Below are 25,797 nucleotides of genomic sequence, written 5' to 3' on the forward strand. Positions count from 1 at the left end.
GGCGCAGACGGGGGAACGCCTGGACCCCACGCCCCACCACGACGCCCGCCGGGCCAGGGCCCGTATCGCCGCCGAGGCCGCTTTTCGGCGATCCGCCAGGTCGGTCAGGCCGACGGCAGCGAGACTCCCGATCTCCTGCTGCGACGTCACGGCCATGGCCTCGCGGGGGGAGCCGTACGGGCGGGGCTCCCGCAGGCGCGCAGCTCATCGGACGGCGCGGGCCGCCACCGGTGGATGACTGGCGGCGAGGTTGGCGCTACTGCGGCGGGCGGTCTGCGCGGGTGAGTCCGGCCAGGCGGGCAGGGCGTCGACGCCGTCCTCCGTGCCTGGCCAGTGTGCGCGAACCGCTTCGATTCCGGCTCGCCCAACGACGCTGCGCAGGACGAAGGCGACGACGATCGCGTCGTCCGCGTAACCGATGATGGGTAGGAAATCGGGGATCAGGTCGATCGGGCTGGCCAGGTAGACCATCAGCAGCCAGAGCCGTACCCGGACCCCGCGCGGCATCGTCTTGTCGCCGGCAAGCCGCTTGAGCAGCCGCAGCAAGTCGGGAAGCAGCCGGATCGCCTCGCCCAGCAGGGCGCCCTTGGGGCGGATGAGCAGCAGGGCGACCAGCAGCGCCAGCCACGCGAACAGCAAGCCGGCGCCGACCCTGATCAGAATGTCCCACCACACCCGCACACTTCCCTCAGCCGGTGGCCGCGGCGTCACGCGACCCCGCGACGCCGAGAACCGCACCCCGGTCCACGGGTGGCCACAGTCGCCGGCCGCCAGGTGCTCGGCGACCTGGCGGGCTGCATCCGGGCGCAGCGGGACCGTGCGGCCCACCGCGCGCAGCCGACCGTTCTGGTCGTGGCGGGCGAGGACAAGAAGCTGCGGGCGGGCCAGGGTGCCGGTGACGGCGCCGATGACGGCCTCGCTGGTGTCCCGTCTTCTGAGCTTGGTCCACCCTCTGTGTCCGGCGAGGTACCGGTTCGACATGCCCCTCGATTGACGCCCGGCGTTGACGGCCCTGACCTCACGTCCCTCACATCGCCGCACCCCATGAGCTGGGCAGACACGAAGCAGGTCTGACCCCGGACGGGCGCGTGCTGCCCACTGGTTTGCTCGACTACCGGGCCAGTCCAGCTCTCTCAAGGACTTCATCGAGAGTCAGCGTCGAAGCCAGGTCGTGGATCCAGGCCTCAGGCGGTGCTGCGAAGACATCGCCCAAAGCGGCCATGAGCGCCTCGAATTCATTTCGGAAGTGCCTGTATACGGCGTCGAGGTTGGCCCACTGTTCGATGATCACGAAGGTATTCGGCGCTTCGACATCTTCGGCGACCTGATAGCCCTCACAACCCTCCTCGGCACGTGTCCGAGCCGCGTTGCCGCGAACCACCTCGAGCCAGTGCTCACGCTGTTCCGGCTTGATCGATGCTCTGACAACTTGGAGAATCATGCATTGCTCCTTGCCTCACCCGACGCCGCGTCTTCCGGGATCGCCCGGGTTTTGGTGCCCTGCCCAGTAGACCGCCCCGGGCAACCGACCACCTGTCGTCGTACGCCGCTCGTGTCAGGGGCTGGGGCAGTCGGCCACTCTCGACCATGGCCCGGCGCCCCCACCCAGCGATCGTTACCGGTCACACCACTAGCTAGGGAGATCCCCCGGCGGCCCGGAAGAGACCCGTACGGAATCCGAGAAGCAACACGCTTGAAGTGTTCAGCCGGTCCAAAGGGCTGTGGCCCAATGACACCTGTCGGGGAAACTCCCGTGTTTCCCGCGGGTGGTGGAGGGCATCACGCCAGCCCTCCGAAAGGCCCATCGGGCTGCCCACCGAAACCTCACTTCGCTCGCGGCCTAATCACCCATGCGGGTCATCCTTCCACCCCGGCGGGCGTACCGCCCCTGAGCCGGCCTCGGGCAGCAACAGCCCGAGTATGTCCAGCAGCAACGCCAGATCCTGTGCGTTGGCGGCGCGCGCGGCAACAGCGCGGCGCGCCGCCGCCCGGTCCGCCGTTCCCGAACACGCCAGAAAAGCCGGTGCGTCACAGCCAAAGGGATCCTTCACCCGCCGATCCCACCACCCCCACCCGCCACGCGCAGCCGCACTGCTCCACCTGCCCCACGGTCCGCGACGAGGTCCTCCCCTCGCAGCAGGCCGCGTTTCCCTCACCGGGCGCCGGGCGGTGTGCCGACGCCCGTACGGCACCGGTCGGGTGACCTGCGCCGCGCCCACGGCCGCGTACCGCGCCCGCAGGCTCACCCGCGCGCAAGGATGCGTTGGTTCGTTCCCGTCTTGTTCGCGGCTGGAGTTTTCCGTGGCCGAGGGCGGATCCACCGGCGGGTACGGCCGAACCGTGGCACGCGGAGCCGGGCATACGGGCCCGGGCCGCACGGTACCGCCACCGCCCTATTCGACGATGAGGTCCGAGTAGGCGATCGTGACGGTCTCCTTTGGCTGCTCGCCACTCGACGCATCCAGGCCCGCGCCGTCCCAGCGTGTTGCACAGGCGCCGATGAGCGTGACACGGTGCGCTGTCCGCCCCTGCTGGTCGTGCTGGGTAACAGTCAGGTTCGGCTGCTCCTCGTCAGGCTTCCGCTGGACCAAGGTCTTCTCCACCCATTCGGTGAAGGCCCGACTCTTGTCCAGCCCACGGACGATGTTGATGTCCCCGTTCTGCTCGCCTTCGGCCTGCTTCCTGATGATCGTCTGACCGTTCTTGCCGATCTGCTTGGTCTCGACCACGTCGAAACCCGTGGCCAGGCCGCTGACGCTCTGCAGCGTCTCCACTTGGAGCTTCCCGAGTTCGACGGAGAACCGGCTACCGGCGTACTTGTCTCCGAGCATGCAGCATGTCTCCTTGTCCGTATCTGTGCGCTTGGCCGGCTACGCGTGGCCCTGTCGGCAAGTTGCGTTGCGAGAGCGCGTGTTGCTCAGCCCCGAGGGCGCCTTCTTCCAGGGGAGAGAGGTGCCGCTGAGTGTTGGAGTGTTGACAGCACCTGGATGCTTCCTTCGGGACCATGGTTGTGCTCTGCACGACGAGGGGTCAGGGTGCTGCCGAAGTCCAGGGTCGATCTGTACGCGGCGACCCGCCGTGACTCGCCGTCCGCGAGCGGGGCTCGGCGTCAGGAGTGGCCTGAGGGGCGAACGGACTGGTCCCGCCGCACGGGGGGGGGCGGCGGGACAGTGCAGGCGGTCAGGCGGTCTGGTCCGGGCATGAGGGGACCCGGACGTGGTCGAGGACCTTCACGTACTTCGACTCGACCCAGCCGCGCGGCTCCTCCGCGAGCCGGTACCAGATGCCGTCATCGCCACCGCCCAGGGCGCGGTCGTCGTCCTTCTCGTTGGCCTTGCACTCGATCGTGACGACTTGCTTGGGGCTGAGGCTGCCGGTCACCTCGGACTTCCTGGTCGGCTCTTCGTACACGTTCACAGGCTTCTTGGAAACGACCTTGCCCTTGGGGCCGGAGGACGGGGGACTGACGATGGCCACGCCCCTGGGACCGTTGCCGACGCCGACGGTGGTGAGGACGGTGTTGGTGGCGGTGTCGACCACCGACACATTGTCCGAGTTCTCATTGGTGACATAGGCGCGGGCGCCGTTCGGGGTGATCGCCACGCCGAACGGCCCGTCGCCGGCGGCGATGGTGGTGAGGACGGTGTTGGTGGTGGTGTCGATCACCGACACATTGTCCGAGTTCTGGTTGGTGACGTAGGCGCGGGCGCCGTTGGGAGTGAATGCCACGTTCTGCGGCCGATCGCCGACGCCGACGGTGGTGAGGACGGTGTTGGTGGCGGTGTCGACCACGGACACGCTGTCCGAGCCGACGTTGGCGACGTAGGCGCGGGTGCCGTCGGGTTTGATCGCCACACCGAACGGTGCGTCAGCGGCGCTGATGGGGATGGTGGTGGTGACGGTGTTGGTGGCGATGTCGATCACCGACACGCCCCCGCCGACGTTGGCGACGTAGGCGCGGGTGCCGTCGGGGGTGATCGCCACACCGATCGGGAGACCGCCGACACCGATGGTGGTGGTGACGGTGTTGGTGGCGGTGTCGATCACCGACACGTTGTTGTCGCGGGAGTTGGTGACGTAGGCGCGGTCGCCGTCGGGGGTGATGGCCACACCTTCCGGTGCGTCTCCGACGGGGACGGTGGTGAGGACGGTGTTGGTGGCGGTGTCGATCACCCGCACGAGGTCCGATACGAGGCTGGTGGTGTAGAGGCGGGCGCCGTCCGGGGTGGCCGCCACGGCATCGGTGCTTCCGGTGTTGAGGGTGGTGGTGACGGTGTTGGTGGCGGTGTCGATCACCGAGATGGTGCCCCCGATGAGGTTGCCGACGTACGCGAACTGCGCTCTCGCACCGTCCGGCGGTGGCTTCGGCCCGTCGGCGACCGATGGGGTCGCCATCACGGCTACGGCGGACAGGCCCGTCAAGGCGATACCGAGCCTGAGCCACCACCTGGCCGCTGTGGGTTTGACGCTGATGTCCGGCACTGGACCTCCATACCTGGTCGGTGAGACGCCAAGCACCGGCCAGGGAGGAAGCGGTGAGGAAGGGTGGGCCGCGGGATCGGGGGCCCTGGCCCTTGGCGTGTGCATGGATCGGCCCGCGGCGGTCCCATCCTTCGGCGTGCTCTGACGCCTCGCCAGGCGAGCTCGGCCGAATGGTCCCCCGGCGCAGGGCCTCCCGGATCCGGTGGCGGCGGCCGGAAGGCCTCGGGCGGAGCGGGCCAAGCCCGCGGCGTCTGGTGCCGTGCATCGCAAGGCGGACGATTGGGGTCCCCCCGGCCGAAGGCTGGGGGAGAGTCCATGCGATGGGGGCACCGTCAGCGGTAGCTGGAGGACATCGACGACTGAGAACAACGCAGCGAGGTGCGGTGCCAGGCGCAGGCCTCCGCGGCGCGGCGGAGGCCCTGGGCAGCACCCCACACCGGATACCGCCGCCGGGGTACCACTCCATCACCGGCCCAGCCGCGTCCCGTGCTCGGCGCACCAGAACACCGGGACCCAGACCCCGCAGTCGTGCCGCTTGCGCCGCTCGCAGGCCTCTCCCGGGCCGGCGTACGGGAGCCCGTGACGGATCACCTCGCCCGCCCCTCCGCGGCGCGGCACAGACTGGTCGGCCACCCGAGCGTCACCCCGCAGACCTCCCGAACCCGACCGGAACCGGTGATCACCCCACCTCCCCCAGCACCGCCAACGCCCCCGTACCCGGCGCCGTCAGTCGGCACACGCCCCCCCCCGGAACTCCCCCGCGGCGAAGGCGGCCAGCGCGTCGGCGTCCGCCTCGGTGGACCAGCCAGGACAACCGGTCCTCCCCCGCCGCGTCCTCCACCAACTCCAACCACGGGTCATCCACCCGGAACCGGGGCGCGCTGCACGGTCGAACTCCGGGTGCACGTCCGCGGGATTCAACTTCCCCGCCGGATTGCGCAGGGGGCGCGCATGAATGCGCGCCTCGCGCATTCCGGCCCCGCTGACACGTCGCCCACCAGACCGAAGCGGCCCACCGCGCAGCCGGCCGTTCAGGCCGTGGCGGCCGAGAACGCGGAGCTGCGGGCGGGTGAGGGTGCCGATGACGGCCTCGGTGATATCGCGTCTTCTGATCTTGGTCCTTCTATGCGCTTCACTCGGATGGGGCGGTCTGGGTCAGTTGTGCTTGGTGCGTGCGTGTTCTCGTGCGCCCTGACCTCGCGGAGGCGCTTGCCCTCGAGTTACTTGAGGGCCTTAGCGTCAGCGGCCATGGCATCCCTCGACACCGCCCGGCCTGTCTTAGCGCGCCCGGCCCTTCCTCGCATGTATCTCGTCTGGCTCGTCGGCACCCGTGCCTCGCTGCTCGGCGATGCTGTCCTGTACTTCGCGCTCGGCTGGGCAGCCAGTGCCCACGGAGGCGGGATGGGCGCTCTGGTCCTGACCGCTACTACCCTTCCGCGCGCCTTGCTGCTGTTGCTGGGTGGTGCCGTCGGTGACCGATTCGGCGCTCGCCGAGTAATGATCACCGGGGACGCCGTGATGCTCACGGCCACGCTCGTACTGGCCCTGGTGGGCCCCAGCCTGGGAGCATCGCCCTGGCTCCTCCTCATGGTCGCCGTGGTCATCGGCACGGTCGACGCGTTCTATCTGCCGGCCGCCGGGTCCATGCCGCGCCGCCTGGTGGGGAAGGAGCAGCTCCCCCGGGCGTTGGCCATGCAGCAGGCCGGCGGCCAGATCGCCTCGTTGCTCGGGGCTCCGATGGGCGCCGTACTCGTCGCGGCCGTCGGGCTGACCGGCGCGGCCGTCGCCGATGCGGGCACCTTTGCGATCGTCGTCGTGGTGCTCGTCTGCGTCCGGCCTTCCTTCGACGTCGAACGGTCCCCTCGCGGCGAGGGTCTCCTGGCGGGGACGGTCGACGGGGTGCGGATCGCCGTGAGGGATCCGGTCCTGCGGCCCGCTTTGCTGCTCACGGCCGCTGCCGCGTGCTTCCTTCTGCCTGTGGTGTCCCTGCTGAACCCACTCCTGGCGCGGGAGCACGGCTGGGGTGCGGGGGTGGCCGGTCTGGTCGCCGGTGGTCAGAGCCTGGGGATGATCGCTGTGGCGCTGGTGGTCTCGCGGCGGGGCACCATGGGCCGGATCGGTAGGGGTGCGGCGCTGGGGCTGGTCGTGTCGGTGCCGGGAATCACCGCGGTGGCCGTGGCCGAGACAGCCGCCATGGCCGTGGCCGGAGGAATCGTCGTCGGTGCGGGTTCCGGGATATTCGCCTGCCACATCGGTCCGCTGGTGCTGACCAATATCCCGGACACCCACCTGGCCAGGATGCAGGCGTTGCTGGTGCTCGTTCAGAGCCTGGCGCTGGTGGTGGGCAACAACGCGCTTGGCGTACTCGCCGACGCCCAGGGGGCCACGATCGCCGCGGCGGTGTGCGCGGTAGGCGTCTGCGTCGCAGGGATCGTGGGTCTCGTCTTGAAGCCGATCCGTCGCCTGCGTCAGAAATGAAGTGGGCAGGTCATCTGGTTCACCGATGTGTCGCGGCGGCTGACGTCGGCGGTGTAGACGGCCCAGTCCCCGGCGGGGCCTGGTAGATCGTCTCGTGGACCACGTGGATCTCCGGATCGGGCTCCGCCGTCTGTCGAGGTGGTCCTGCACGAAGTCGCGCAACTGCGGGTTCGTAGCAATCTTGCCGGGCTTGGGGCGAGGCCGGCGGGACTCGGCACGGGCCTCGGCGGCGTGCGGTACTGGCCGTTCGTTGGGTGCCGGTTCCGGCGTATCTCGCGGCTGACCGTCGACGGGCTCCGCTCCAGCTCGGCCGCGATCGTGCGGACCGGCGCCTTCTCCCGGACCCGGTCGGCGAAATGGATCCGCTCCTCAAGCGTGAGGTACCGAGACGACGAAACGACCCGCTCGGCCCACACTCTGTGTGCGGGCTGAGCGGGTCTGCTTCTCGTTGCGGCAGTGCCGTTGCACCACCGCTTGCCAGTACGCCGGTTGATGCCGACGATCCGGCACGCCTCCCGATTGCTCACACCTTGATCCATGAGCCGGAAGTATTCCTCCCGCTCACGGACAAGCTTCCCGGCTCCCTGAGGCGAGCGGATCTTGCGGATCTCGAAGGCCATTTGCGTCCCCGAAGTTCGGGTGTTGCAACGACCACTGGAACCCTGGCTGCGGCAGCGGGGGCTCTCGCGTGCGCGTCAGCTTCCGTAGCCCCAGCGGGCCCGGCCGTCCTTGCCGATGAAGCACTTCGCCGGCCTGCCGTCGCTGGTGGTCGCTCGCGCGCCGACGGGTGAGCAGAACTGGCCGTAGCGTACGCCGCTTTGGCCGCCACCGCCCGAGGCGGAGCTCTCAGAGCCGCTGGAGTCATCGTCCCCGGGCGCGGGGTCCGGGTGCAGCTCGGTGAACTTCTCTTTCGGGCATGAAGTGCCAGGATCAGTGAGGGAGAGGTAGGCGGTCGCGCCGGCGTGCACCTCCTGTCCGGCCTCGGGCTCCTGGAAGCAGACGGTCCAGCCGTCCACGCCGGAGGCGGGCAACTTCACGTCGGTGTACGCGCTCGTCGGTTCGATTTTCTTGGTGCCGAGGGGGGTCAGCGTCTCGGTGGCCTTCTTGAAGGTCATGCCCGTGACGCCCGGCATCTTCGGCCAGGGGATCGGATCGCCATCCTTGGCAGGACATGGTTCCTCATTGCGGACGACGCCGAAATCCAGTGTCGGGAGCTTGCCGGACTGCTTGGCGGCGAGGGCCTGGAAGCACACCCTCCAGTTCTTGTCCGACCACTGCCCGGCGTCGCCCTCGGACGCGTCGTGAGAGATGGAGTTGTACCCGGCCTTGAGGGCGGCGGCGCTCGCGTCCACGAGGTTCTGTCCGATGAAGCTCGGCGGCCCGGTCGGACTCGGGCTGCTGCTCGGGGTCGGGGAGGCCGACGGTGCCGGTACGGCCATCTTCGGTGCCGTCGGCTGGGTCTTGGGCTTGGCCTCGGCCGGGCGCTCCTTCGGCGGATCGGAAACGACGATCAGCAGGAACCACAGGCCGGCCAGGACGGTGGAGACGATCTTCTTGCCCTTGCTCCAACCAGTTGTCCACGCGAGGGCGATACCGCCCGGGGGGAAGACGACCAGCAGCGTGATGATCACGGCCGGATGGTGCCACCACCGCCGGGCGGCGGGCGGCGGCGGGTACGCGTAGACGTTGGTCACAGGATGTCCTTCTAGCAAAACGTGTCGCCGACGCCCAGAGATTACACAGATTGTTGAAAGACCCAAGGGTGCGTCTCAGGGTTGAGACGCGACGAAGCCCCGCCCGGCCCGAACTGCTGCCGGGGGCGCGGGCGGGGCTTTGCGGTGATGGGTCAGCAGTGCTTGGCGAGGGTGGCCTTGAAGGCGTCGCCGAGGACGTCCTTGTACTCGTAGCCCTCGGTGCCGGGCTTGATCCCGTTCATGAACAGGGCCAACACGAAGTCGGGGCCGTAGGTGTTGTGGGCGTCGCAGAAGGCCTTCTTGTCGGCGGCGGGCATCGAGTTCCACTGCTTCTCGACGATGCTGGGTGCCATGATCTTGGCCAGGTCGGCTTTCAGGGACGGGTCGATGTCCGGCGTCGCGGAGGGCGTCGGGGTGGACGTGGCGTACATCCTCGGGGACGCGGTGGTGACGGCGGGCGCCGGGGTGTGCGAGCTCAAGCTCCAGGACGGCGAAGGCGAAGCCGACGGTGCGGCCGCCGCGGTGTTCGCGGAGTCTCCGGTCGCGGCCATGGTCACCAGCACCGTCCCACCGATGACCAGCGCGGTCGCCGCGACCCCCGTGACGACCTTCGCCGATGTGGGCCACTTCTTGGGCGGCTGCGGGGGACCGGCCGGTGCCGGCCACGCCGGGGGCGCAGGCCATTCGGGCTGAGGGTAGCCGTACGCGGGCTGCGGCGGTATCTGGTCCGGGCTGGGCGGCGTGGACATGAAGGAGACCTCCGGGGAACGGAATTGATCTTTCAGAATGCGGAGCTCGCGAACTGTAGACCTTGAATGTCGATCAATCCAGACAGGTCCATCACTTGAACAGCCGTCGCCGGCACAAGAGTTATCGGAGGCGGGGGCCTCATGGCCGGGAGATGCTACCGCCGGCGCTTTCCCCCGTACTTGTCGTGATAGGCGCCGTCGGTCTCGTAGTTGCCGTCGTAGTTCCCGTCGCAGTAGCTGTCGTTGCGGCCGGAGCTGGCGGCGGAGGCGGAGCCGCCGCTGGTGCCGCCGCTGGTGGAGGGCTCGTACGTCGGTTCCTTCGACGTCGGATGCGGGTCCGGCTCGGGGCGGGGGGGCGCCGAGGCGCTGGGGGCAGATGTTGTCGGAGTCGGCGAGGTAGATTTCGATGGCTTGGTGGTGGCGCCGCCGGATGCGCTGTGGCGGGTGATGGTACGGCCGCTTTCCAGGCCGTTGGGCAGGTTGGCGATCTGCGTGCCGACCAGGTTGGGCACGGCCGTTGGCGTGGGGGTCGGCGTAGGGGTAGGGGTAGGGGTGCTGCAGTAGGTGGCGGTGGGTTCGATGGTGTCGGTCTCGTTGCCGGAACCGATGGCGACGACGATGCCCCAGAAGACGATGGGTGTCACGACTCCGATGAGGAGCGTCTTTCCCGGCCGGTCGACGAAGCCCCGGCCGCGACGCCCGTGCAGTCGAAGGCCCGGACCCGAGATCGAGTCCGGGCCGGTGTGGCCGATCGGTGTCAGCGCACCCTGAACGGTGCCACGTGGGTGGTGGTGTCGGCCCCGCTGATGGTGAACCGCAGGTTCTGGTTACCTGCCGTCAGGCCCCGAGTCGGGACGTTGACGAATGCGCCCCGCGCGGGTTCTATCTCGCGGCGCTGTCCCGGGTGCCGGACGTGGCGTTGGCCGTCCTGGAGGACCCGGACCCGATGCTGCAAAGAGAGTCCTGACCGATGTGGCCGGTACGGCCATAGCCCCCGTAGTCGCCTCCGACCTGCTCGCCAAGGGCTTCGCCGCCCGTCTCTCCGGCGGGCCGTCCGTAGAGGCGTGGGAGGACAAGCTCGCCGCGTACGGGACGGACTACATGTCCATGGGCGCGGCCGACATCCAGCGGCGCGTCGCCGGCGAACTCGTCGTCATCCAGCAGCAACCAGTGCTGTGACCGAATAGGTTCACCGTGGTTGGGCTGCCCCTCCTTCCGTTTGCCCAAAAGACCCGATCAGTCCGACACTGCGGCCTGCCACGTCCACGACGTGCGCCGGGATTGGCCGTCCAACTCGCCCCGACCTGTGCACCACAGGAGGACCTGGGCCGGGTCACCTGGCGGGGCGTCGGGGAAGAGCCGGCGGATCACCGCGGAGCACATCGGCGCCGGAGGCAGCCACTGCACCCGTAGTCCCTGCGTGATGTCATGGGTGTGCAGGAGGACCTCGGCGACGCCCATCGCTGCGAACCCCGTCGGGTCTGTCGGCCCCCAGTGCCAGGCCCGCGTGTCCGGACCGGCCAGGGCCAGTGCACTGCTGAGCAACCCGCCGCTGGCGGTGACCACCTGGAGCACCTCGCGTGGCGACGCGCTCGTCCGGACGGTCAGGTCGAAGGGCAGGTAATTGTCGGTGGGGCGGGTCGCCACCTGCCCGGCGTAGGCCAGCAGGTCATGCGCGACGTGGACGGCTGTCGTCCAACAGCTCCACTCCAGCGAACCCGCCGGCACTGCCCAGTCCTCCGTGTCGTGCAGGCTGAGCACCCGCATCATCTCTGCCACGGCGTTGTCGACGTCTCGGTTGTCCATGCGGCGCATCCCGAGAGGCTAGTGCTGTGACGGGGCAGGCCCCACACGTTTTCCGGTCATGTCGCCGTGCGGATGGTGGCGGCTCTCACAGGAAGCCCTTTTCTGCGCACAGTGGTGCCTTTCGGTCGACCCGATGATCGATCGTCACCGGTCGTTGTTCGGATCCGACGCGGCTCTCTTCCTGCACAAGGTGGAGGACGCGTTCCGCCGCCGGTATCCCGACTGCCAGGTCGAGATCGTCGAGCTGCAGCTCCGCAACGGTCTGGAAATGCTGCAGACCGACCAGGTCCACATGGAGCCGGCCCGCAATCCCGCCGCCATGCTGGAAGGATGAGACGACTTCCACTCCCCCTCGTAGGAGCCGCCAAGGGTGTCGACCCGGAGGGCGGCCGCGCGATGCGTTTCCACGTCCGCCCCGATGTCGCCTACGTTCCCTTCCACGACGCACCGCTACTCGAGTGGGGACTGGTCCGGCGACCAACCCGTAACACCGCCGCCTCGCCTTGGCGGGCCGGGCCGGCTCACGGCTGGCCTGCGTCTTCGGGGTGTCGGTCAGCCGGAGCACAGTCCTGCGGCTGGTAGAGGCGCTTCCCGACTCAGAGAGAGCGGCCCGCCCCGCGGGTGGTCGGCGTCGGCGAGTACGGACCCGCAAAGGGCCGCAACTACGGCGCGGTTCTCGTCGACATCGAGACACGACGCCCTAACGACCTGCTGCCCGACCGGGAGGCAGACAGGTCGAAGGCCATGTCACACGAGTCAAGCTGATCAAGCGAGCCGGAAGATACGGCCGAGCCCAACTCGACCTCCTCCGAACCCGCATCCTCCTCAAAACCTGACCACAACCCATCCCAAGGTCAGCGACAGAGTCCCTTCATGGGGACGCCGACAAGGTGAACTGGCCCGGGTGGCTGCCGTTGGTCCTACTTGTGGTCACCGAAGAACCGGCCCTGCTCACACAGGGAGTCGATCTCCAGGTTCTCCTCCCCGCTCAGCTCCACGTCGAGCGCAACGCTGATGATGTGCCGGGCGTTGGCCAACCTGCGAAGAACGTCCCAGTCGTCGATGAACTTGCCGACAGTACTGTCGTCGGCTGTTCCCGATGCCTGGCGCGATCTGAGCCGGTCGAGAGAAACGACGAACTCATTCAGGTCCTGCAGAACCGACACGACCTCGCGGAGGGGGATGCGGATCTCTCGGGAAGTCATGTCCATCGGCCGAGTACATCACATGGCATGGACGGATCAGAGACTGGTACACACGTCGCGCATCACCCAGGGGAACGCCTCGCTTCGCTCGGCGGGAGTCCCGCTGCGCGGGCCTTGGCCGGCTCGCTTCGCTCTCCTGCTGGGTGGTCCGCTTCGCTTCCCGCCCCGGTCCGGGTCCGCTGCGCTCTCCCACTTCACCCCGGACGGTGAACGCGATGCCCGCAGCCCGCAGCGCAGGCCAGTCGACCTCGGGGCGGGTCTCGGGCAGCACGTCGATGTCGCCAAGACGTGGCTCAACCGAACGTGATCGCAATTTCTGTGGTCAGGCACGGCTTTGTCGGGGTGAAGGCCGACAACATGCCCACCCAGCACCTCGGTCACACCGATACCTCCCGCGGCCGCTTCGATGCCTGAGGGGTGGGGGTACTCACACGGGCCGGTGATGCTCGGCGAACAATCGCGCGACGAGTTCGCCTCGGCTGGAGACCTCCGCCTTGCCGAAGACGGCCTTGAGATGGTCGCGCACGGTGTGCGGGGAGATGAACAGCGTCGCGGCGATCTCGGTGGTGGGCAGCCCTCGCGTGATGAGCTGGGTGATCTCCAGCTCGCGCGGCGTCAGGCCGTACGCCTCGGCGATGAGGACCGCGCGGTCGGCGGCGGCTGCCGGTTCGATGACGAGTGCCACGGGACCGGGTTGCCCGGCGGGACCGCTGAGACAGGAGGCGTGGCAGGTCAACCAGCGGCCGTCAACGGTTCGGATACGCACTCTCGCGCCGCCTGCCCGGTCGCGGCCCCGGGCGATCGCGCGGGCCTGCAACGCGGTGGCGACCACCCAGATCGGCAGCCTCAGGCCCAACTGCGAGGGGATGGAGGGGCCTTCAGGGAGCTGCGAGAGGTGCTTTCGCGCCTCCTCGTTGATCGACGTCGGCTCGCCGGTGGGGTCGAAGAGCACCAGTCCGGGTGCGGGTGTGTCGGTGGTACCGCCGGACGGGGACGGGCGGGCGAACCGGCGTACCCGAGAGGCCAACGGGCCGGACAGACCGGCGAGCAGGGTGGTCTCGGCCGGGCCGAACGGGGCGCCGCCGCGCATGCGGAACAGGCTCACCACGGCCCACGGCCGGTCTCCGACCCGCAGCACGGCCCGTAGTTCGTCGTCCACGCCCTGGCTCCCGAGCAGCCGGCGGAAGCGCGCGCTGCGCGCGGGCAGGTCACCGGTGGCCGCGCGCAGACCGGCCGCCGGGACAGCGGCCCGGGCGAGGTCCCGAAACGGGAGGACGTTCTCCTCCAGGAGTTCGCTTTCCCAGTATTCGGCGCAGCCTTCGCCTGAGCCGAGGTTCTCCACCAGCATCGGCGCGGTGATGAGACCGGTCTCCGGGTCGGTGGCCGCCCATACGGCCGAGTCGAACGGCATGACCCGTCGCAGGTTGGCGGACGTCCGGCTGAAGAGTTCGAGTGTGTCGGTGGCCCGGTCCGCATCCGACAGCACCTTGGCGTGACCTGACAGCACCTCGGTGTGGCGGCGCGCATCAGGCATGGAGATCCTCCCGTGGTTTCTGGATGCAGGCCAGCCTGCCCACCCTCCTGTTCTGCGCCAACCCCCCGTTTGAGGGGGTCATTCCCGGCCGGTCACCGCTCGTGGGGGATGGGGCTCGGCATGGGCGGCGGCGAGGCTCGAAGAGGCCGCGGGCGCTCTTCGGCGGCGGCCTGGATTGTGAAGGGAAGAACATGGACATCGCAATCGTCGGAGCGGGTGCTGCCGCGGTCGGCCTGCTGGACACGCTGGCGGCCACCACCGACAGCCCTGGGGCCATCACGGTGTTCGAGCCGTCCCCGCATCTTTGGCGAGGCCGCCCGTACGGCCCGGACCTGGACACGGTGCTGGTCAACGCCCCACCGGCCATCATGTCGATCCGCCATCTGGACTTCGGGCACTACGCGGCCTGGCTGGGCACGCGTGGAACCGCCCACCTCGACGAACGGCTGGGCCGGCCGCTGGTTCCGCGCGCGCTCTACGGCGAATACCTGACGCACACCGCCGAGACGGCGCTGGCCACCCTGCGCGAAGACGGCTGGCGGGTTCGCATCGTCACCGTCCGCGTCACCGGGGTAGCCCGGTCCGGGGCCAACTGGTCGCTGCGCACCGAGGACGGACGCGGGTACGAAGCCGACCACGTGGCGCTGTGCGTGGGCGGGGGGACGCCGCAAGACCACTACGGTCTCGGCGGCGCCTCCGGTTTCGTGGACGATCCGTACCCGCTGGCACGCACACTCGACCGGGTGCCGCCCGGCAGCAGCATCGCGGTCATCGGCAGCGGCCTGACCGCGGTCGACATCGTCGTGTCGCTCGCCGCACGCGGGCACACCGGGCCGATCACGCTGCTGTCCCGCAGCGGTGTGCTGCCCCACGTCTGGCAGCGTCCGGTCGAGCACCGGCCGCAGCACGTGACCGTCGAGCGAGTGGCGGCGCTGCATCGGCAGCACGGTGCCGTCACCCTTGATGACCTCATCGGGCTGCTGGGCGCCGAACTGGCTGAGGCGGGAGAGGACTTCGAAGCCTTCGTGGCCGACCTGCTGGCGACCGAGTCCGAAGAGCCGGTCCGGCGCTTGCGGGCGCAACTGGCCGCTGTCGACGACTCCAGGATCGGCCGCCGGGTCCTCCAGGAGACAGTGCACAGCGTGGGCCCGTACGCGTGGCGGCTGCTGCCCGAGCCCGACCGCGTACGGCTGCGGCATCACTTCCGCATGGCGACGAGCGTGGCCTCACCGATGGTCCCGGTGAACGCAGCCACCATGATGCGGCTGTTGGACTCCGGGCAACTCGCTGTCACCGCGGGCCTCCGCAAGATCGAGGCGGCGGACGGGATGTTCCGGGTGCACGGCGACCACGGCGACCACGGCGACCACGGCGACCGCACTTTTGACACCGTCATCAACGCCGTGAACCCTGCGCCGCGAGCGGTCCCCGGCACGGCCGGGCCCCTGGTCACGGCCCTGCTGGCCGATGGCTCGGCCGAGCTGCACCCAGCCGGGGGGCTGATGCCGACTGACCCGCGCCTACACGTGGTGGGTGACCTCGCGGGGGGCGGTCCGTTCATTACGTCGAGCATCGCGGGCATAGCAGCCCAAGCGGCAGGGGCCGCGCAGACGATCGTCGCGGCCAGGGACTGATTCGCCCACCCCACCCCGAAAGGCTTCCATCGCCGGCCGGGCCGATTACGGACCGACCGGCGATGGAAGAGCCACGCGTCAACCGATCATGGACCGTTCGGGCCGAACAGGGGTGTGATTGCCTCGCGCACCGGTTCGAGAACGCGGCCGATCGTCGAGCTGCCGACCAGCGGCAACTCGGCAATCACATCCGGAAAGACAGCGGCTTCTCAGTCCGCATGCCTTGCGCACCACAGTCCCGGGTGGAGACGCTGGGGCGCGGAAATCAGAGTCTCCGGACAGGCGTGACCGCATCGCGCTCTGCGGACACGCCCCTCCCAGCCGGCTCCGTGACCGACAAGGAAGTCGCGGTGGCGCCAAGCTCATTCCTTCAGGAGTGCTTGGTCAGGAGCATCTCGTCGCACTCGTCAGGATCCCCCAACACGTTGTGCAGCTTGGGCTGCTGCTTGGTACCTGTGATGTGCAGCGACATGCTCATGCTCCCCCCATCCTGCAGTTCGAATTTCACATCAACCTCCATCCAGCCCTTGTCGAACGGGTCCCTCTCCAGCTTCCAGGTGCCCTTGCCGGTTGTCGGGAGCGTGGGGTAAGTGGTGATGTTTCCGACTGCGTCGTGGTCGGGGTCGTCCATCCAGTCGGCGACCGAGAGAGTCCCGTTCTCCGACAAGGTCAGCTCACCCCTCGGATGGCCGGTGTAGGTCCCGACCACGTCGGCCACGGCCACATTCGTCAACGGTTTGCCCTCGCAGCCCAGATAGACCTCGGAGAGTGCGCACGAGGTCAGGCCGGACCCTGCCACCAAGGCCAAGGCCAGCGGCATGGCCCATCCGGGCCTGCCGAAAACCGTCGTCGCAAACGGAAGACGCGACATCGCTTCCCCCTTGTCATCGCGGTCCTGACCGGGTGGGTCGACACCGCAGCGGATTGAACGCGTTCAACATAGCGGGCCGCGCATCCCGCCGCGCAACGGGGCCTGCCGCCCGACCCGGGATGGGCGGGTAGCGCACTCTCGGACGGCGGGGCCGCTCACGCGTGGCGCCACCGAGGATAGAACTTGAACGCGTTCAAGCGATGTGTCAGCATGACCGCCGAAGGTTGCGGATCAACGTGAACTCAGCCTCGCGGCCGACATCACAGCCGTCGGCAAGACATGAGTGCCCGCCTGGAAGTCAACGCTGCCCAGGCGGGCGTGGGAGGGCATGACATGCTTCTGTGGATTCCGATACTGCTCGTAGTGCCGGCTCTCATCATCGCGGCGCCTGTCGCCGCCGCTTGGGCGACCGCCGAGTTGACCCGCCGACTCTCCAAAGCTGCCAGGATCGGCATCACCGTGCTCGCGGTGACCGTGTCCTTGTGGTGGTTGGCGGTCCCTTCTCCGCGGTGGGCGGTCTTCGGGGCCGTGATGTCCTGGCTCGCCGTCGCCATGATGATCGTCGAGGCGAACTATCGACGGCGGGCCCGCCGTACCGTCATGCCCCCCGCCCGGAACCAGGCGCAGACCTTCCAGGCCCCCCTCGGATCCGACTGAATGACGCTGGTGGCGCCGCGGGCCGTGATTCCACGAATGCCCGCAGCCGCTTGGCCGGCGCCGCCCCAACCCGCCGGCGCGCAGATCTCAGAGGGCTCTACGTTCTTGATCGGGTTGGTCCTCCATGGAACGCTCCATCACGGATCACTGCCCAGAGGACGTTGGCTCGTCGGCGGGCGAGTCGTCTTCGGCCTGCCCGAGACCTGGTGCGAGGTCACCGCGGTGACCGTCAACACCGACCGGTACGGGATGGCGGCCGCGTAGGCCTGGGGCCGGCTGCATCCTCGGCCGAAAGATGGATCGGTCCGTTGGGTAACGGTGGGTGTGCGGTGTCAGCAGGATGGGGCAGTAGCAGTCTGTGCCGACTGGAAGATCAGTTACCGGCCGACGGATCACCTGTTGAGCATGGTCCAGGTCTGCTGAAAAGATGCTCGGATGGGCCGTGGTTCGTAGACAGTGCCGTCGCGGAGCATCGCCAAGAGGACGTCTGCCCACCTTCTGGCGAGCCATGTTGATCTCCTGACGAAGTGACTCTTCCCAGTCAGGCAGGACGTTGATGGGGTTTGTCTGGCCGCGACCTGCGAGTTGTGGCCGGCCTCGCCCTCGCCCTCGCGAACGGAGGGTCGTAGCGGCACTCCGCGTTCGCCGCCGACTGCGACGCCACGAATCAGGTGTGGAGGAGATCCGGCTCGCCGAGCGGGAGATCGTCGAGGCCTGAGCACAGCCGGTGTCGCTACGCGGCGGTCAACGAAGCGATCTGCTCCGCGAGACCTGCGTCGCTGCAGTCTCCGCCAGGACGGTCCCCGCGGCCCAGCCCCCCGCTGTCTCGACGTCGTCCAGGGATACTCCCGTCGTTGCAGCGATGGCGCGCTGCGCAAGATCGTTGTACGCACGGTCAGCGATCTCCGTGGAGATGCCTTGGCCATCGGGGAGGAACCCGGCCGCGGTGAGTGCAGCCGAGACGGGCGGGCTCATCTCGCCCCATCGGATCCCGCTGTCGAGCGCCATGCCGCCCCACCCGTCGTCGAGGTCCGCGTACAGCAGCTCGAGACGGTTGGGATTCTTGAAGACGGTCATCGCGGGATGCTCAGCGCTGCACAGCTCGAGGAGAACGGACCGTTCGGCTCCCACGAGTCCCGTGTAGCCGCTCGTCTCGACGACGATGCTCCAGCCAGGGTGCACGCGGCCGGCGACGAGTAGAACACCGTCTTCGGCAAGACCCTCGTCTTCTTCCTCGCGCAGCGCTTCGAGCGGGTTCTCGATGGCGCGGATGGAGACGGCTTCCATGGCCTGCAGCGCCTCGAGCGGGGGCAGCGTGGTGAAGGTGAGGGACCAGCCGCCGAAGTAGCTGTCGAGGGTCTGCATCAGGTCCACGAGGCCTCCGGCGAGAACGGGAGCGGCGCTCCTCGATGTTCGAGGAGCGCCGCTCATCATACGTTCCGGGTGTGAGGGTCCTGTGGGTCAGAAGTCCACGATCTGCACGTAGTACCGGTCGTTGCTGTCGTTCGGGGACGGGAGGGTGTCATCCCACGCGAGGATGCGGTGGTTACGCACGTAGTTCATCAGCGTGTTTCCGCCAGACCGGTTCTGGCTGAGGTCGACGGGGTACACGGAGAAGTCCCAGGCCTGGCTTGCAGCGCCCTCGAGCGTGGAACGGAACGGGTACTCGTCGCAGTCCTCGATGCCTGCCTCAGGCCGCAGGGGAAGCGGCAGGCCGGTAGTGGAGTAGTCGCCGGTCGCGGTGCACGCCTGGTCCTTGTGGGATGTGTTTGCGTTCATCGTCGTCAGGTGGAAGTTTTCGTGGAGACGGTGCAGTCCGGGCGCGGAGAAGTCGCCGGCTACGTACTTACCGGGGATGCTCTTTGAAGCGGTGCTCGTCGGGTACGTCGAGTCGGGCTGGTTCTGCGCCTTGTAGATGTGGTCGGCCACCCCCCTGTGGGGGGAGTCTGCGGCGCGCGAGTACATCATCCGCGGGATGGTCTCGAGGAACACGCAGCCCTGCTGCCAGTCCGCGTAGATGTAGGTGGCGGAGTCGCAGCGCACGAGACGGCGGGAGAGCGAGGCGCGGGCCTCGGAGCTGTAATCACCGGTGTCGGTGTAGAACTCGACGTGGGTACCGTGGGCGCCGAGCTTGTCCCGACCGACCCCGTACGTCGCCTGGCTGTTGGCGTTCCAGTTGAACCAGGTGTCGATGCTGTTCCAGTTCTCCCACGTCAGCGTGATGGGAGAGCCGGTCGCCGAGCAGCTGAGGGTATTGCCGAAGCAGTTCCCGATGACGGTCAGATCAACGCCGGGGGCGGTCCAGATGTTGTCCCACCAGCCCCAGTCGTAGGTGACGGAGTCCTTCTGCACCTTGGCGAACATACGGGTGGACCGGTCGTTGTTGTACTGCTGGGTGTACAGCTGCACGATGCCGGTGTTCGTGCCCATGTACTCGCGGGCACCGGTCTTGGAGTCGACCTCGTAGTACTTGGCGATGAGCTTGGTGCGCCCACATGCGGTGAAGCGGTCGATGACCGCGTCGAACTCTGCGGTTCCGCCGAAGCACAGGGCTTCCAGGGTGGCCGGCGGGGTGGTTCCGACCGGGTAGCCGACAGTGCTCTCGTTGAGGTCGTAGGAAGCGGCGAGGCTCATGCTCAACTTGCTGCCATCGCCTGCGGTCGCGGTCTGCGCTGCCTTGCCGAAGTCCTTGTAGGGCTTGGCATTGGCTTCCTTGACGCTGTCCGCGGCCTGCTTGTAGGCGTCGGCGAGCGTCATGGGCTTGCCGCTCTGCCGGTTCGCATCGGCAGGGCGCTCGCTGGTCTGCTTCGGCTTCTCGAGCGGCTTGTTCGCCTTGACGCGGTCGCGTGCCTTGCCGATCTGCTCCTGCGTCAGGTCGACCGTCATGGTGATCTCGCCGTTCGCCGTTGTGGCGTACTGCGGTGTCAGGGTTCTGGTCTGTGCGACGGGGGTTACTGTGTCCTGTCCCGTGGTCGGGGTCTGGTGGGGGAAGACCCCGGCAAGGGCAGCTGCCGCACCAATTGCCGCGCATATGAGGGTAGTGCGTTTCTTCACGCTTATGCTTCCTGGTAGGAAATATGTTCCCGATAAAGAGATCATCACCGTAACGGTAATGATCAAGGTTTAATCGAGGGAGCCGTGCAGGGCTTGTGAAACAGCTACGTGACGGTCCTTCACAGTCCCTGCGCATCAAGGAGTTTGGGGCGCCGGATGGCCGCGTGCCGGGGCCGTAGCAAGCCTCTGATCTGGTCTCGACTGCGTCCCGCCCGCCACGGTCCCAAGCCACCGAGGAGGTTGAGCTCCCCGCGGGTAGCCCCACCGGTCGCCCACCCGCCTGGCATCCTCGTGGTCCACCCTCAGCTCGTCGTTGAACGAGGGCAGGTCGGGGGTCAGGCCACATTCGTCCCACTCGCCTTCGAAGTCGCGGTCGGACTTGCCGAAGTCCGAATGGCACCGCGGGAGCTTGCCGCGCGGTTTGCGACGCTCCAGGTTGTCCTGGTGGATGTGTACGCCCGCCTTCAGCCAGGCGGTCAAGGAGCTCACGTACATGCCGTGGGTCGAGACGATCCGCCAGGCCTTCTACGACCAGAACATCAAGGGCAATCACCCCGGACGCGTCCAAGAAGCTGACAGCCGAAACGCGAAGTAGCGGAGCTCCGCCCCGGGGGCTCGACTGCCGGGCACCGAACGGGATGTGTGAGACTCCCCTCGAATGATCATTCGGGGGAGTCTCACGTTGAACGCGTTCTTGAAGAGGGTGTGGATCGGCCTGGCCGCGACTTTGATCGTGAGCCTGGCCGCCGTGGTCCTGCCGGACCAGGTACAGATCGATGGCGACGGACGCGTCCACCTGGGCGCGCCCTCGTCCAAGCCGTCCGGATCCGCGTCGGCGCCCGCGCCGGAGCCCGAACCCACGTCGCCGCCCCTCACGCGGGACGAGGTGGACGAAGTGATCCGGACGGCGGTCCGCGCGGCGGGCCTCGACCCGGAGCAGGGCAAGTCGACGGTCCCGGCCGGATCCAACCTGAACAGGACGGGCTGGATGGCCGTCCGGGAGAAGGCCGCCGCACAGTCCGAAACGATGGCGATCTGTGCGGACCTGGAGCGCCAGGGCTGGGTGCTGAACCCGAACCGCGACAGCGCCAACGCCTCGCGCAGTTACAAGCGCGGGGGCTGGTACTTGGTGGTGAGCACGCGCGGGACGGCCCAGGCACAGCCCAACACCCTGAGCGACTCGCAGACCTACCTGACCATGACCGGACTCCAGCTCAACCTGTCCGACATACCGCTCCCCGAAGTCACCGTCCGCATGCGCTGAACCGTCCGCATGCGCTGACCCTCACAGCACAACCCACAACGTCTTCCGCCTTCATCGGCGGGGCCTCGACAGCCTGAGCCTCGGGGCGGTCGGATGCTTCGAAGGCGTCATCCCGGGGCGTCCCGGCACTCCGGGGTCCTTCCGGTGCGGGCCGGTCCGTCAAGGGCGCTCGGGCCTCCGCCGAAAGGCGCCATGCTGTCCGGTTGCCTCCCTAGTGCTGTGGCCGGAAAGGTTTGCCGGGGCGCGGTGTTCGGTGCGGTGCATCGCAAGGCGGAGGGCCGCGGCTCGTACTGGACGTACTTGCGCGGTCCGACAACGCGGCGAGGTGCCGTGCCGAGCGCCGTGACCCGGTGAACCTTTCCGGTCACAGCACTAGCACCGTCTTCGGCGGGTCTGGCAACGACACGCTCGACGGCGGCCCCGGCAACGACAGGCTCTTCGGTGGTCCCGGCAATGACACGCTCAACGGTGGTCCCGGCAACGACAGGCTCAACGGCGGTCTCGGCAACGACGCGCTCAACGGTGGTACCGGAAACGACACCTGCACTGCCGACCCCGGCGAAACCGTTACCAGCTGTCCATGACCACGACACGGCGCGCCCCGGGCAAGGCGCACCACGCCACGCAGGTGCACGGGAACGTCCCAGCAGGGTCATTCACAGGAGTGCTTGCCTAGTTGCCCCAACATGCAGTTGCAGACGCGGTTCGCCAGAGACGCAGGGGCGGGAGGGTGAGTGTCGGCACACGACAGCGGGCGACACTCACCACCGTGATCACGAACCCGCCGGTGGACAGTCTCGGCAACTCGCGTCCGAGAACGCGACCATTCAGGTGCGGATCGATCCTGTTCTGGCGCTACACGCTGGTGACGATGCGCACTTCATGGGCCCCGGCCTGTCCTGGGCCGAGCTGACCGCCGCAGCGGACAACCACCTGCCCGGCGGTAGCGCCACCGACCCCCACGCCCGACCGCGCCGCTGCGCGACCGCACCGCGTTGAGGCGCCCGAGCGGCTTGCCGCGACGCTCCTTGAGCATCAGGGGCAGCCACCAACTGCTTCGCCTGGCCGACCGCCCGTCTGGCACAGGTCGCCGCCACACTGCCCCCTGACGGCACGGCCGAGAAGCGAGGAGTCGATCAGCACGCAGCGACGGGGCCTTCCCGCACGTCCGGAGAATTGAGGAATCCGTGATCGCCCTTCGCGTGGACCAGCCTTGGTAACGGAAACTGTTCAGATGAAGAAGCGACAGAAGATATATTTCAGCGTTCGCGTGGATACTGACGAGACGCCGGAGAAGCCGGTCAAGGCTCTGGAGCAGGTCGCCGCGAGCGTCGGACGAGCGTTGAACTGCACTTTCGCCGAAGGTGAGTTCCAACGGTGGTACGCACAGGTCGCGGACGTCTTCGGCCTCAGACTCTCCGTGGCCGGTGTGGGTGGCATCGGCGGCAAGTCGGTGGCCAAACTCGTCGGCGCAGTCGCCGAGAAGGGCTTCCGCTACGCCCCGGACGGCAGCGACCAGGTCGAGTACGACCGAGTGGACATCAGCGCCTACATGGTCGATCTGCTCACCATCCGCACCGGGCTCGAGTGGTACCAGCCCACCCCCGAAGACCTTGCCGCCGAACGCGGAGCAGCCCGCAGATTCCATGACCGGCTCGGGCAAGTCGGCCCGCAGGGATGGACCAGAGACGACGAAGAAAAGTTCGGCGACTGGTAGTGCCCTGGGACACCAGCCGGTCCGGACGCCGCTTGCGCCCCGGATGCCGAACTCGACGCCGGACCTTCGGCAGCAGCGGCTCGACTACCGGCCACAGGGGAGCGAATCGACCTGCCCGAAGGGCTGCGGTCCAGCCCGGCCCTACAGTGAGGCATCAGGCCAGCGACCTGGAACTGTCTGTCTGAAGGAGTGCGGTATGGGGGACATCGCGGCAGTGGAGGGGCTCGAGGAGTTCCGGGGAGAGCTGACCGGTTACTGCTACCGGATGTTGGGCTCGTACACCGAGGCCGAGGACGCCGTACAGGAGACGCTGGTCCGGGCGTGGCGGAGCATCGACCGCTTCGAGGGGCGGTCTGCGCTGAGGACGTGGGTGTACCGCATCGCCACCAACGTCTGCCTGGACGCCGTCGCCTCGGGCAAGCGGCGGGCGCTGCCGATGGATCTGTCCGGCCCGAGCGAGGGCAGCTTGCCGCCGGCACCTCCGGAGGTTACGGCCCTGTGGGTGGAGCCCTGCCCTGGCGGCGATCCGGAGGCTGCCGCGGCGTCGGGCGAGTCCGTGCGGCTGGCGTTCGTCGCCACGCTGCAGCACCTGCCGCCCAGGCAGCGGGCCACGCTGATCCTGCGGGACGTCCTGGGCTTCTCGGCTCGTGAGGTCGCCGACCTGCACGGCTCCACCGTCGCCTCGGCCAACAGCGCCCTGCAGCGGGCCCGCGCCACACTGGCGGACCGTCGCCAGGCAACGGGTGCGCCGGCTGCCCGGCCGTGCGACGACAGAGTTCGCCGGCTGCTGGCCGAGCGATACGCCACGGCCTTCGCCCGCTACGACATGGAGGAGCTGAACATGCTCCTCCACGTCGACGCCACGCTGTGTTTGCCCCCGTACGCGAAATGGATGCGCGGCATGCCCGACATCCAGGCATGGCTCAACGGCCCCGCAATCGGCTGCCGCGGCTCGCGTCTGGTCCCGACCGCGGCGAACGGCTCCCCCGCCTTCGGGCAGTACCGACCCCACCCGGACGGCACCGGCTACCTTCCCTGGGCACTGCAGGTCATCGAGTTCTCCGGCGACCGGATCACCGGCATCACGGCCTTCCGCGACGCCGAGCGCCTCTTCCCCCTCTTCGGCCTGCCGGACCACTTGGACGACGACTCTCCAACCGTTACTCGTGCCTGACTGGAATTGCCTCCCAGCCGCCGGCCCCCTCACTCCGACTGACGGTGAACACCCTACGGGGGTTCTGTCTCGCTGCCTTGTCCCGGGTGCTGGATGTGCCGGTAGCCGTCCTGGAGGACCCTGTGATGCCACGCGAGTTCCAGACCTACGTGGCGCACGGCCATGGCCCTCGTGGTCGCTTCCGACCTCCTCGCACGCGGCTTCGCCGCCCGCCTGAACGGCGGCCCCACTGTGGAAGCGGGGGAATACAAGCTCGCCGCGTACGGGACCGACTACATGTCGATGGGCTCAGCCGACATCCAGCGCCGCGTCGCGGGCGAACTCGTCGTCATCCAGCAGCAACTGGACGAGCCCACGCCCTCGACAGACAAGGAGGCCGGGTCTTCGACACGGCCGGCTCCCACGAACAGACCTCGGACCACGTGGTGCCGTGGTGGAGACTCAACGTGTTCCGCACCCTGCTCCTCGCACGCCTCGGCGACGAGAAGGCCACCGCCGACGCTCGCGAAAAGCGCAGCCTCACCCTGCGCATGCTCCTGGGGGAGATCCCCGCCTGAGCAGGCGCTGTCACTGCGTTCGCGGAGGGTATGGGGGAGGCGCAGGAAACGTGCGCGCCCCCGGCGAATCCGGATAGACATAGCCGATTGGCGGGATCACCTGTCCCGTCACAGCCTCCGCGTTCCTCACCAAGTGGAGAGCGATCTCGCTGTGGACCTCACGGACGCCGGCCGCCAGTGCTTCGATCTCCGCGATCGAAAGAGGCGCCTGAGCATGGCGGTGGGCCGCTTCAATGATGCGCCGTGAAGACTCCGTCATCAGATCCGCGAACGGGCGCCGGTACGTGCCGTATCCATTCAGCTGCACTCGCCCCGCCAGCCGGTACAACGCCTCGGTGAACTCCTTCATGTCAGCCCGAGCCTCCGCGTCGTACTGCTCGGCATCAACCGCACGCCCCGCCTCCAGCTCGGCAAGGGCCCGCTGGGCGTTGGTCCACCACGCCCGCACCGCGGCACGGGCCGTCGCTACGGTTTCCAACAACAGCTCGTTCTCAGCCCGACCGGCCGCAATGGACGCCGCAGCAGCATCATCACGACGCTTGGCCCGCTGACTCCACAGCGCACCCGCCGCGCCAAGGCCGGCCCCGCCCAGCCCGCTGATCAGTGCAAGAACCGCCTCCACCATCGCCATCCAGTCAGGGTCAACCTTCAGCCACTCTGCAACAAGCCACCCTCACGCCCAATTTGGCCGAGGCACGTCGCCGTGGTGTCTCCTCGGCCCACGCCTCGGCTGCAGATGCGCCCAAGGGATTCCGGTCGCGGAACGGTCCTTGTGCCCCTTCCGCGACCCCCCCCCCACCCCCCCCACACCAGAAGCCCGGCCCAAAACCCCCCCCGCGACCCCCATGGGATTTAGGTTTACGTGAACAAACACACCCGAGACCACAAAGGCGGTAACGGCCGGGTGAGACACCACACACA

Annotated in this window: 27 protein-coding genes and 1 pseudogene; 12 read left to right on the plus strand and 16 right to left on the minus strand. The window is 68.3% G+C overall.

The window, feature by feature from the left end:
- Positions 1-204 precede the first annotated feature (204 nt).
- The 5 genes from ACFV9H_RS15440 to ACFV9H_RS15460 all read right to left on the minus strand — a co-directional run bounded on the left by ACFV9H_RS15440 (position 205) and on the right by ACFV9H_RS15460 (position 5,115).
- Positions 205-981, minus strand: coding sequence for a DUF1232 domain-containing protein (locus ACFV9H_RS15440; RefSeq protein ID WP_385397924.1), 777 nt, complete (start codon positions 979-981; stop codon positions 205-207).
- 130 nt (positions 982-1,111) lie between these two features.
- Positions 1,112-1,441, minus strand: a complete 330-nt coding sequence (locus ACFV9H_RS15445) for a putative quinol monooxygenase (RefSeq protein ID WP_385397926.1) — start codon at positions 1,439-1,441, stop codon at positions 1,112-1,114.
- A gap of 952 nt (positions 1,442-2,393) precedes the next feature.
- Complete coding sequence (locus ACFV9H_RS15450; RefSeq protein ID WP_385397928.1) at positions 2,394-2,831, minus strand: phage tail protein; 438 nt, start codon at positions 2,829-2,831, stop codon at positions 2,394-2,396.
- A gap of 349 nt (positions 2,832-3,180) precedes the next feature.
- Positions 3,181-4,482 (minus strand): beta-propeller fold lactonase family protein, encoded by a 1,302-nt coding sequence (locus ACFV9H_RS15455; RefSeq protein ID WP_385397930.1) that lies wholly within the window; start codon positions 4,480-4,482, stop codon positions 3,181-3,183.
- 465 nt (positions 4,483-4,947) lie between these two features.
- Positions 4,948-5,115, minus strand: a complete 168-nt coding sequence (locus ACFV9H_RS15460; RefSeq protein WP_385397932.1) for a hypothetical protein — start codon at positions 5,113-5,115, stop codon at positions 4,948-4,950.
- A 615-nt stretch (positions 5,116-5,730) separates the two neighbouring features.
- Here ACFV9H_RS15460 and ACFV9H_RS15465 point away from each other — a divergent pair.
- Positions 5,731-6,960, plus strand: coding sequence for an MFS transporter (locus tag ACFV9H_RS15465; protein ID WP_385397934.1), 1,230 nt, complete (start codon positions 5,731-5,733; stop codon positions 6,958-6,960).
- Between the two features lie 76 nt (positions 6,961-7,036).
- Here ACFV9H_RS15465 and ACFV9H_RS15470 read toward each other — a convergent pair.
- From ACFV9H_RS15470 to ACFV9H_RS15480, 3 genes and pseudogenes are all read right to left on the minus strand, one after another.
- A pseudogene (locus ACFV9H_RS15470) lies at positions 7,037-7,580 on the minus strand (helix-turn-helix domain-containing protein); the annotation flags it as partial.
- Positions 7,581-7,655: 75 nt separating this feature from the next.
- The gene (locus ACFV9H_RS15475; RefSeq protein WP_385397936.1) at positions 7,656-8,654 is read right to left on the minus strand and encodes a PASTA domain-containing protein; all 999 of its coding nucleotides are present in this window, start codon (positions 8,652-8,654) and stop codon (positions 7,656-7,658) included.
- 152 nt (positions 8,655-8,806) lie between these two features.
- Positions 8,807-9,007: a hypothetical protein gene (locus ACFV9H_RS15480; protein ID WP_385397938.1), complete on the minus strand. Its 201-nt coding sequence runs from the start codon at positions 9,005-9,007 to the stop codon at positions 8,807-8,809.
- A gap of 34 nt (positions 9,008-9,041) precedes the next feature.
- Here ACFV9H_RS15480 and ACFV9H_RS15485 point away from each other — a divergent pair, with 34 nt between their 5' ends.
- Positions 9,042-9,347 (plus strand): hypothetical protein, encoded by a 306-nt coding sequence (locus ACFV9H_RS15485; RefSeq protein ID WP_385397940.1) that lies wholly within the window; start codon positions 9,042-9,044, stop codon positions 9,345-9,347.
- Positions 9,348-9,558: 211 nt separating this feature from the next.
- On the opposite strand, the gene ACFV9H_RS15490 is transcribed toward ACFV9H_RS15485, so the two are convergent.
- The gene (locus ACFV9H_RS15490) at positions 9,559-10,047 is read right to left on the minus strand and encodes a hypothetical protein (protein ID WP_385397942.1); all 489 of its coding nucleotides are present in this window, start codon (positions 10,045-10,047) and stop codon (positions 9,559-9,561) included.
- Positions 10,048-10,375: 328 nt separating this feature from the next.
- On the opposite strand from ACFV9H_RS15490, the gene ACFV9H_RS15495 reads away from it, so the two are divergent.
- Positions 10,376-10,582, plus strand: a complete 207-nt coding sequence (locus ACFV9H_RS15495; RefSeq protein ID WP_385397944.1) for a hypothetical protein — start codon at positions 10,376-10,378, stop codon at positions 10,580-10,582.
- A 57-nt stretch (positions 10,583-10,639) separates the two neighbouring features.
- Here ACFV9H_RS15495 and ACFV9H_RS15500 read toward each other — a convergent pair whose 3' ends face one another.
- Positions 10,640-11,209 carry a maleylpyruvate isomerase N-terminal domain-containing protein gene (locus ACFV9H_RS15500; RefSeq protein ID WP_385397946.1) on the minus strand — a complete coding sequence of 190 codons (570 nt, stop codon included), beginning with the start codon at positions 11,207-11,209 and terminating at the stop codon, positions 10,640-10,642.
- Positions 11,210-11,342: 133 nt separating this feature from the next.
- Here ACFV9H_RS15500 and ACFV9H_RS15505 point away from each other — a divergent pair, with 133 nt between their 5' ends.
- Complete coding sequence (locus ACFV9H_RS15505; RefSeq protein WP_385397948.1) at positions 11,343-11,543, plus strand: hypothetical protein; 201 nt, start codon at positions 11,343-11,345, stop codon at positions 11,541-11,543.
- A 586-nt stretch (positions 11,544-12,129) separates the two neighbouring features.
- Here ACFV9H_RS15505 and ACFV9H_RS15510 read toward each other — a convergent pair.
- Together ACFV9H_RS15510 and ACFV9H_RS15515 are read right to left on the minus strand one after the other, a co-directional pair.
- Positions 12,130-12,420 (minus strand): hypothetical protein, encoded by a 291-nt coding sequence (locus tag ACFV9H_RS15510; protein WP_385397950.1) that lies wholly within the window; start codon positions 12,418-12,420, stop codon positions 12,130-12,132.
- A 421-nt stretch (positions 12,421-12,841) separates the two neighbouring features.
- Positions 12,842-13,948 (minus strand): LuxR C-terminal-related transcriptional regulator, encoded by a 1,107-nt coding sequence (locus ACFV9H_RS15515; RefSeq protein ID WP_385397952.1) that lies wholly within the window; start codon positions 13,946-13,948, stop codon positions 12,842-12,844.
- A 191-nt stretch (positions 13,949-14,139) separates the two neighbouring features.
- On the opposite strand from ACFV9H_RS15515, the gene ACFV9H_RS15520 reads away from it, so the two are divergent.
- The gene (locus tag ACFV9H_RS15520) at positions 14,140-15,582 is read left to right on the plus strand and encodes an FAD/NAD(P)-binding protein (protein WP_385397954.1); all 1,443 of its coding nucleotides are present in this window, start codon (positions 14,140-14,142) and stop codon (positions 15,580-15,582) included.
- A 370-nt stretch (positions 15,583-15,952) separates the two neighbouring features.
- Here ACFV9H_RS15520 and ACFV9H_RS15525 read toward each other — a convergent pair whose 3' ends face one another.
- A complete protein-coding gene (locus ACFV9H_RS15525; RefSeq protein ID WP_385397956.1) occupies positions 15,953-16,453 on the minus strand; it encodes a hypothetical protein in 501 nt (166 codons plus the stop codon).
- Between the two features lie 363 nt (positions 16,454-16,816).
- Between ACFV9H_RS15525 and ACFV9H_RS15530 the strand changes: the two genes are divergently transcribed.
- Both ACFV9H_RS15530 and ACFV9H_RS15535 read left to right on the plus strand, forming a co-directional pair.
- Positions 16,817-17,110, plus strand: a complete 294-nt coding sequence (locus ACFV9H_RS15530) for a hypothetical protein (RefSeq protein ID WP_385397958.1) — start codon at positions 16,817-16,819, stop codon at positions 17,108-17,110.
- 114 nt (positions 17,111-17,224) lie between these two features.
- Complete coding sequence (locus tag ACFV9H_RS15535) at positions 17,225-17,374, plus strand: hypothetical protein (protein ID WP_385397960.1); 150 nt, start codon at positions 17,225-17,227, stop codon at positions 17,372-17,374.
- 480 nt (positions 17,375-17,854) lie between these two features.
- On the opposite strand, the gene ACFV9H_RS15540 is transcribed toward ACFV9H_RS15535, so the two are convergent.
- Both ACFV9H_RS15540 and ACFV9H_RS15545 read right to left on the minus strand, forming a co-directional pair.
- Positions 17,855-18,484 (minus strand): hypothetical protein, encoded by a 630-nt coding sequence (locus tag ACFV9H_RS15540; RefSeq protein ID WP_385397962.1) that lies wholly within the window; start codon positions 18,482-18,484, stop codon positions 17,855-17,857.
- 87 nt (positions 18,485-18,571) lie between these two features.
- Positions 18,572-20,164: a hypothetical protein gene (locus ACFV9H_RS15545; protein WP_385397964.1), complete on the minus strand. Its 1,593-nt coding sequence runs from the start codon at positions 20,162-20,164 to the stop codon at positions 18,572-18,574.
- Positions 20,165-20,612: 448 nt separating this feature from the next.
- Here ACFV9H_RS15545 and ACFV9H_RS15550 point away from each other — a divergent pair, with 448 nt between their 5' ends.
- The 5 genes from ACFV9H_RS15550 (at position 20,613) to ACFV9H_RS15570 (ending at position 24,319) form a co-directional block, all read left to right on the plus strand.
- Positions 20,613-20,759: a hypothetical protein gene (locus ACFV9H_RS15550; RefSeq protein WP_385397966.1), complete on the plus strand. Its 147-nt coding sequence runs from the start codon at positions 20,613-20,615 to the stop codon at positions 20,757-20,759.
- An 87-nt stretch (positions 20,760-20,846) separates the two neighbouring features.
- Positions 20,847-21,428 carry a hypothetical protein gene (locus ACFV9H_RS15555; RefSeq protein ID WP_385397968.1) on the plus strand — a complete coding sequence of 194 codons (582 nt, stop codon included), beginning with the start codon at positions 20,847-20,849 and terminating at the stop codon, positions 21,426-21,428.
- A 350-nt stretch (positions 21,429-21,778) separates the two neighbouring features.
- Positions 21,779-22,012, plus strand: coding sequence for a calcium-binding protein (locus ACFV9H_RS15560; RefSeq protein WP_385397970.1), 234 nt, complete (start codon positions 21,779-21,781; stop codon positions 22,010-22,012).
- 650 nt (positions 22,013-22,662) lie between these two features.
- The gene (locus ACFV9H_RS15565) at positions 22,663-23,145 is read left to right on the plus strand and encodes a hypothetical protein (RefSeq protein ID WP_385397972.1); all 483 of its coding nucleotides are present in this window, start codon (positions 22,663-22,665) and stop codon (positions 23,143-23,145) included.
- 196 nt (positions 23,146-23,341) lie between these two features.
- Positions 23,342-24,319: a sigma-70 family RNA polymerase sigma factor gene (locus ACFV9H_RS15570; protein ID WP_385397974.1), complete on the plus strand. Its 978-nt coding sequence runs from the start codon at positions 23,342-23,344 to the stop codon at positions 24,317-24,319.
- A 567-nt stretch (positions 24,320-24,886) separates the two neighbouring features.
- Here the strand turns inward: ACFV9H_RS15570 and ACFV9H_RS15575 are convergent.
- The gene (locus ACFV9H_RS15575) at positions 24,887-25,507 is read right to left on the minus strand and encodes a hypothetical protein (protein WP_385397976.1); all 621 of its coding nucleotides are present in this window, start codon (positions 25,505-25,507) and stop codon (positions 24,887-24,889) included.
- Between the last annotated feature and the right edge of the window lie 290 nt (positions 25,508-25,797).

Origin of the sequence: Streptomyces sp. NPDC059874 (genome assembly GCF_042731135.1) — a bacterium.
Classification (GTDB): domain Bacteria; phylum Actinomycetota; class Actinomycetes; order Streptomycetales; family Streptomycetaceae; genus Streptomyces.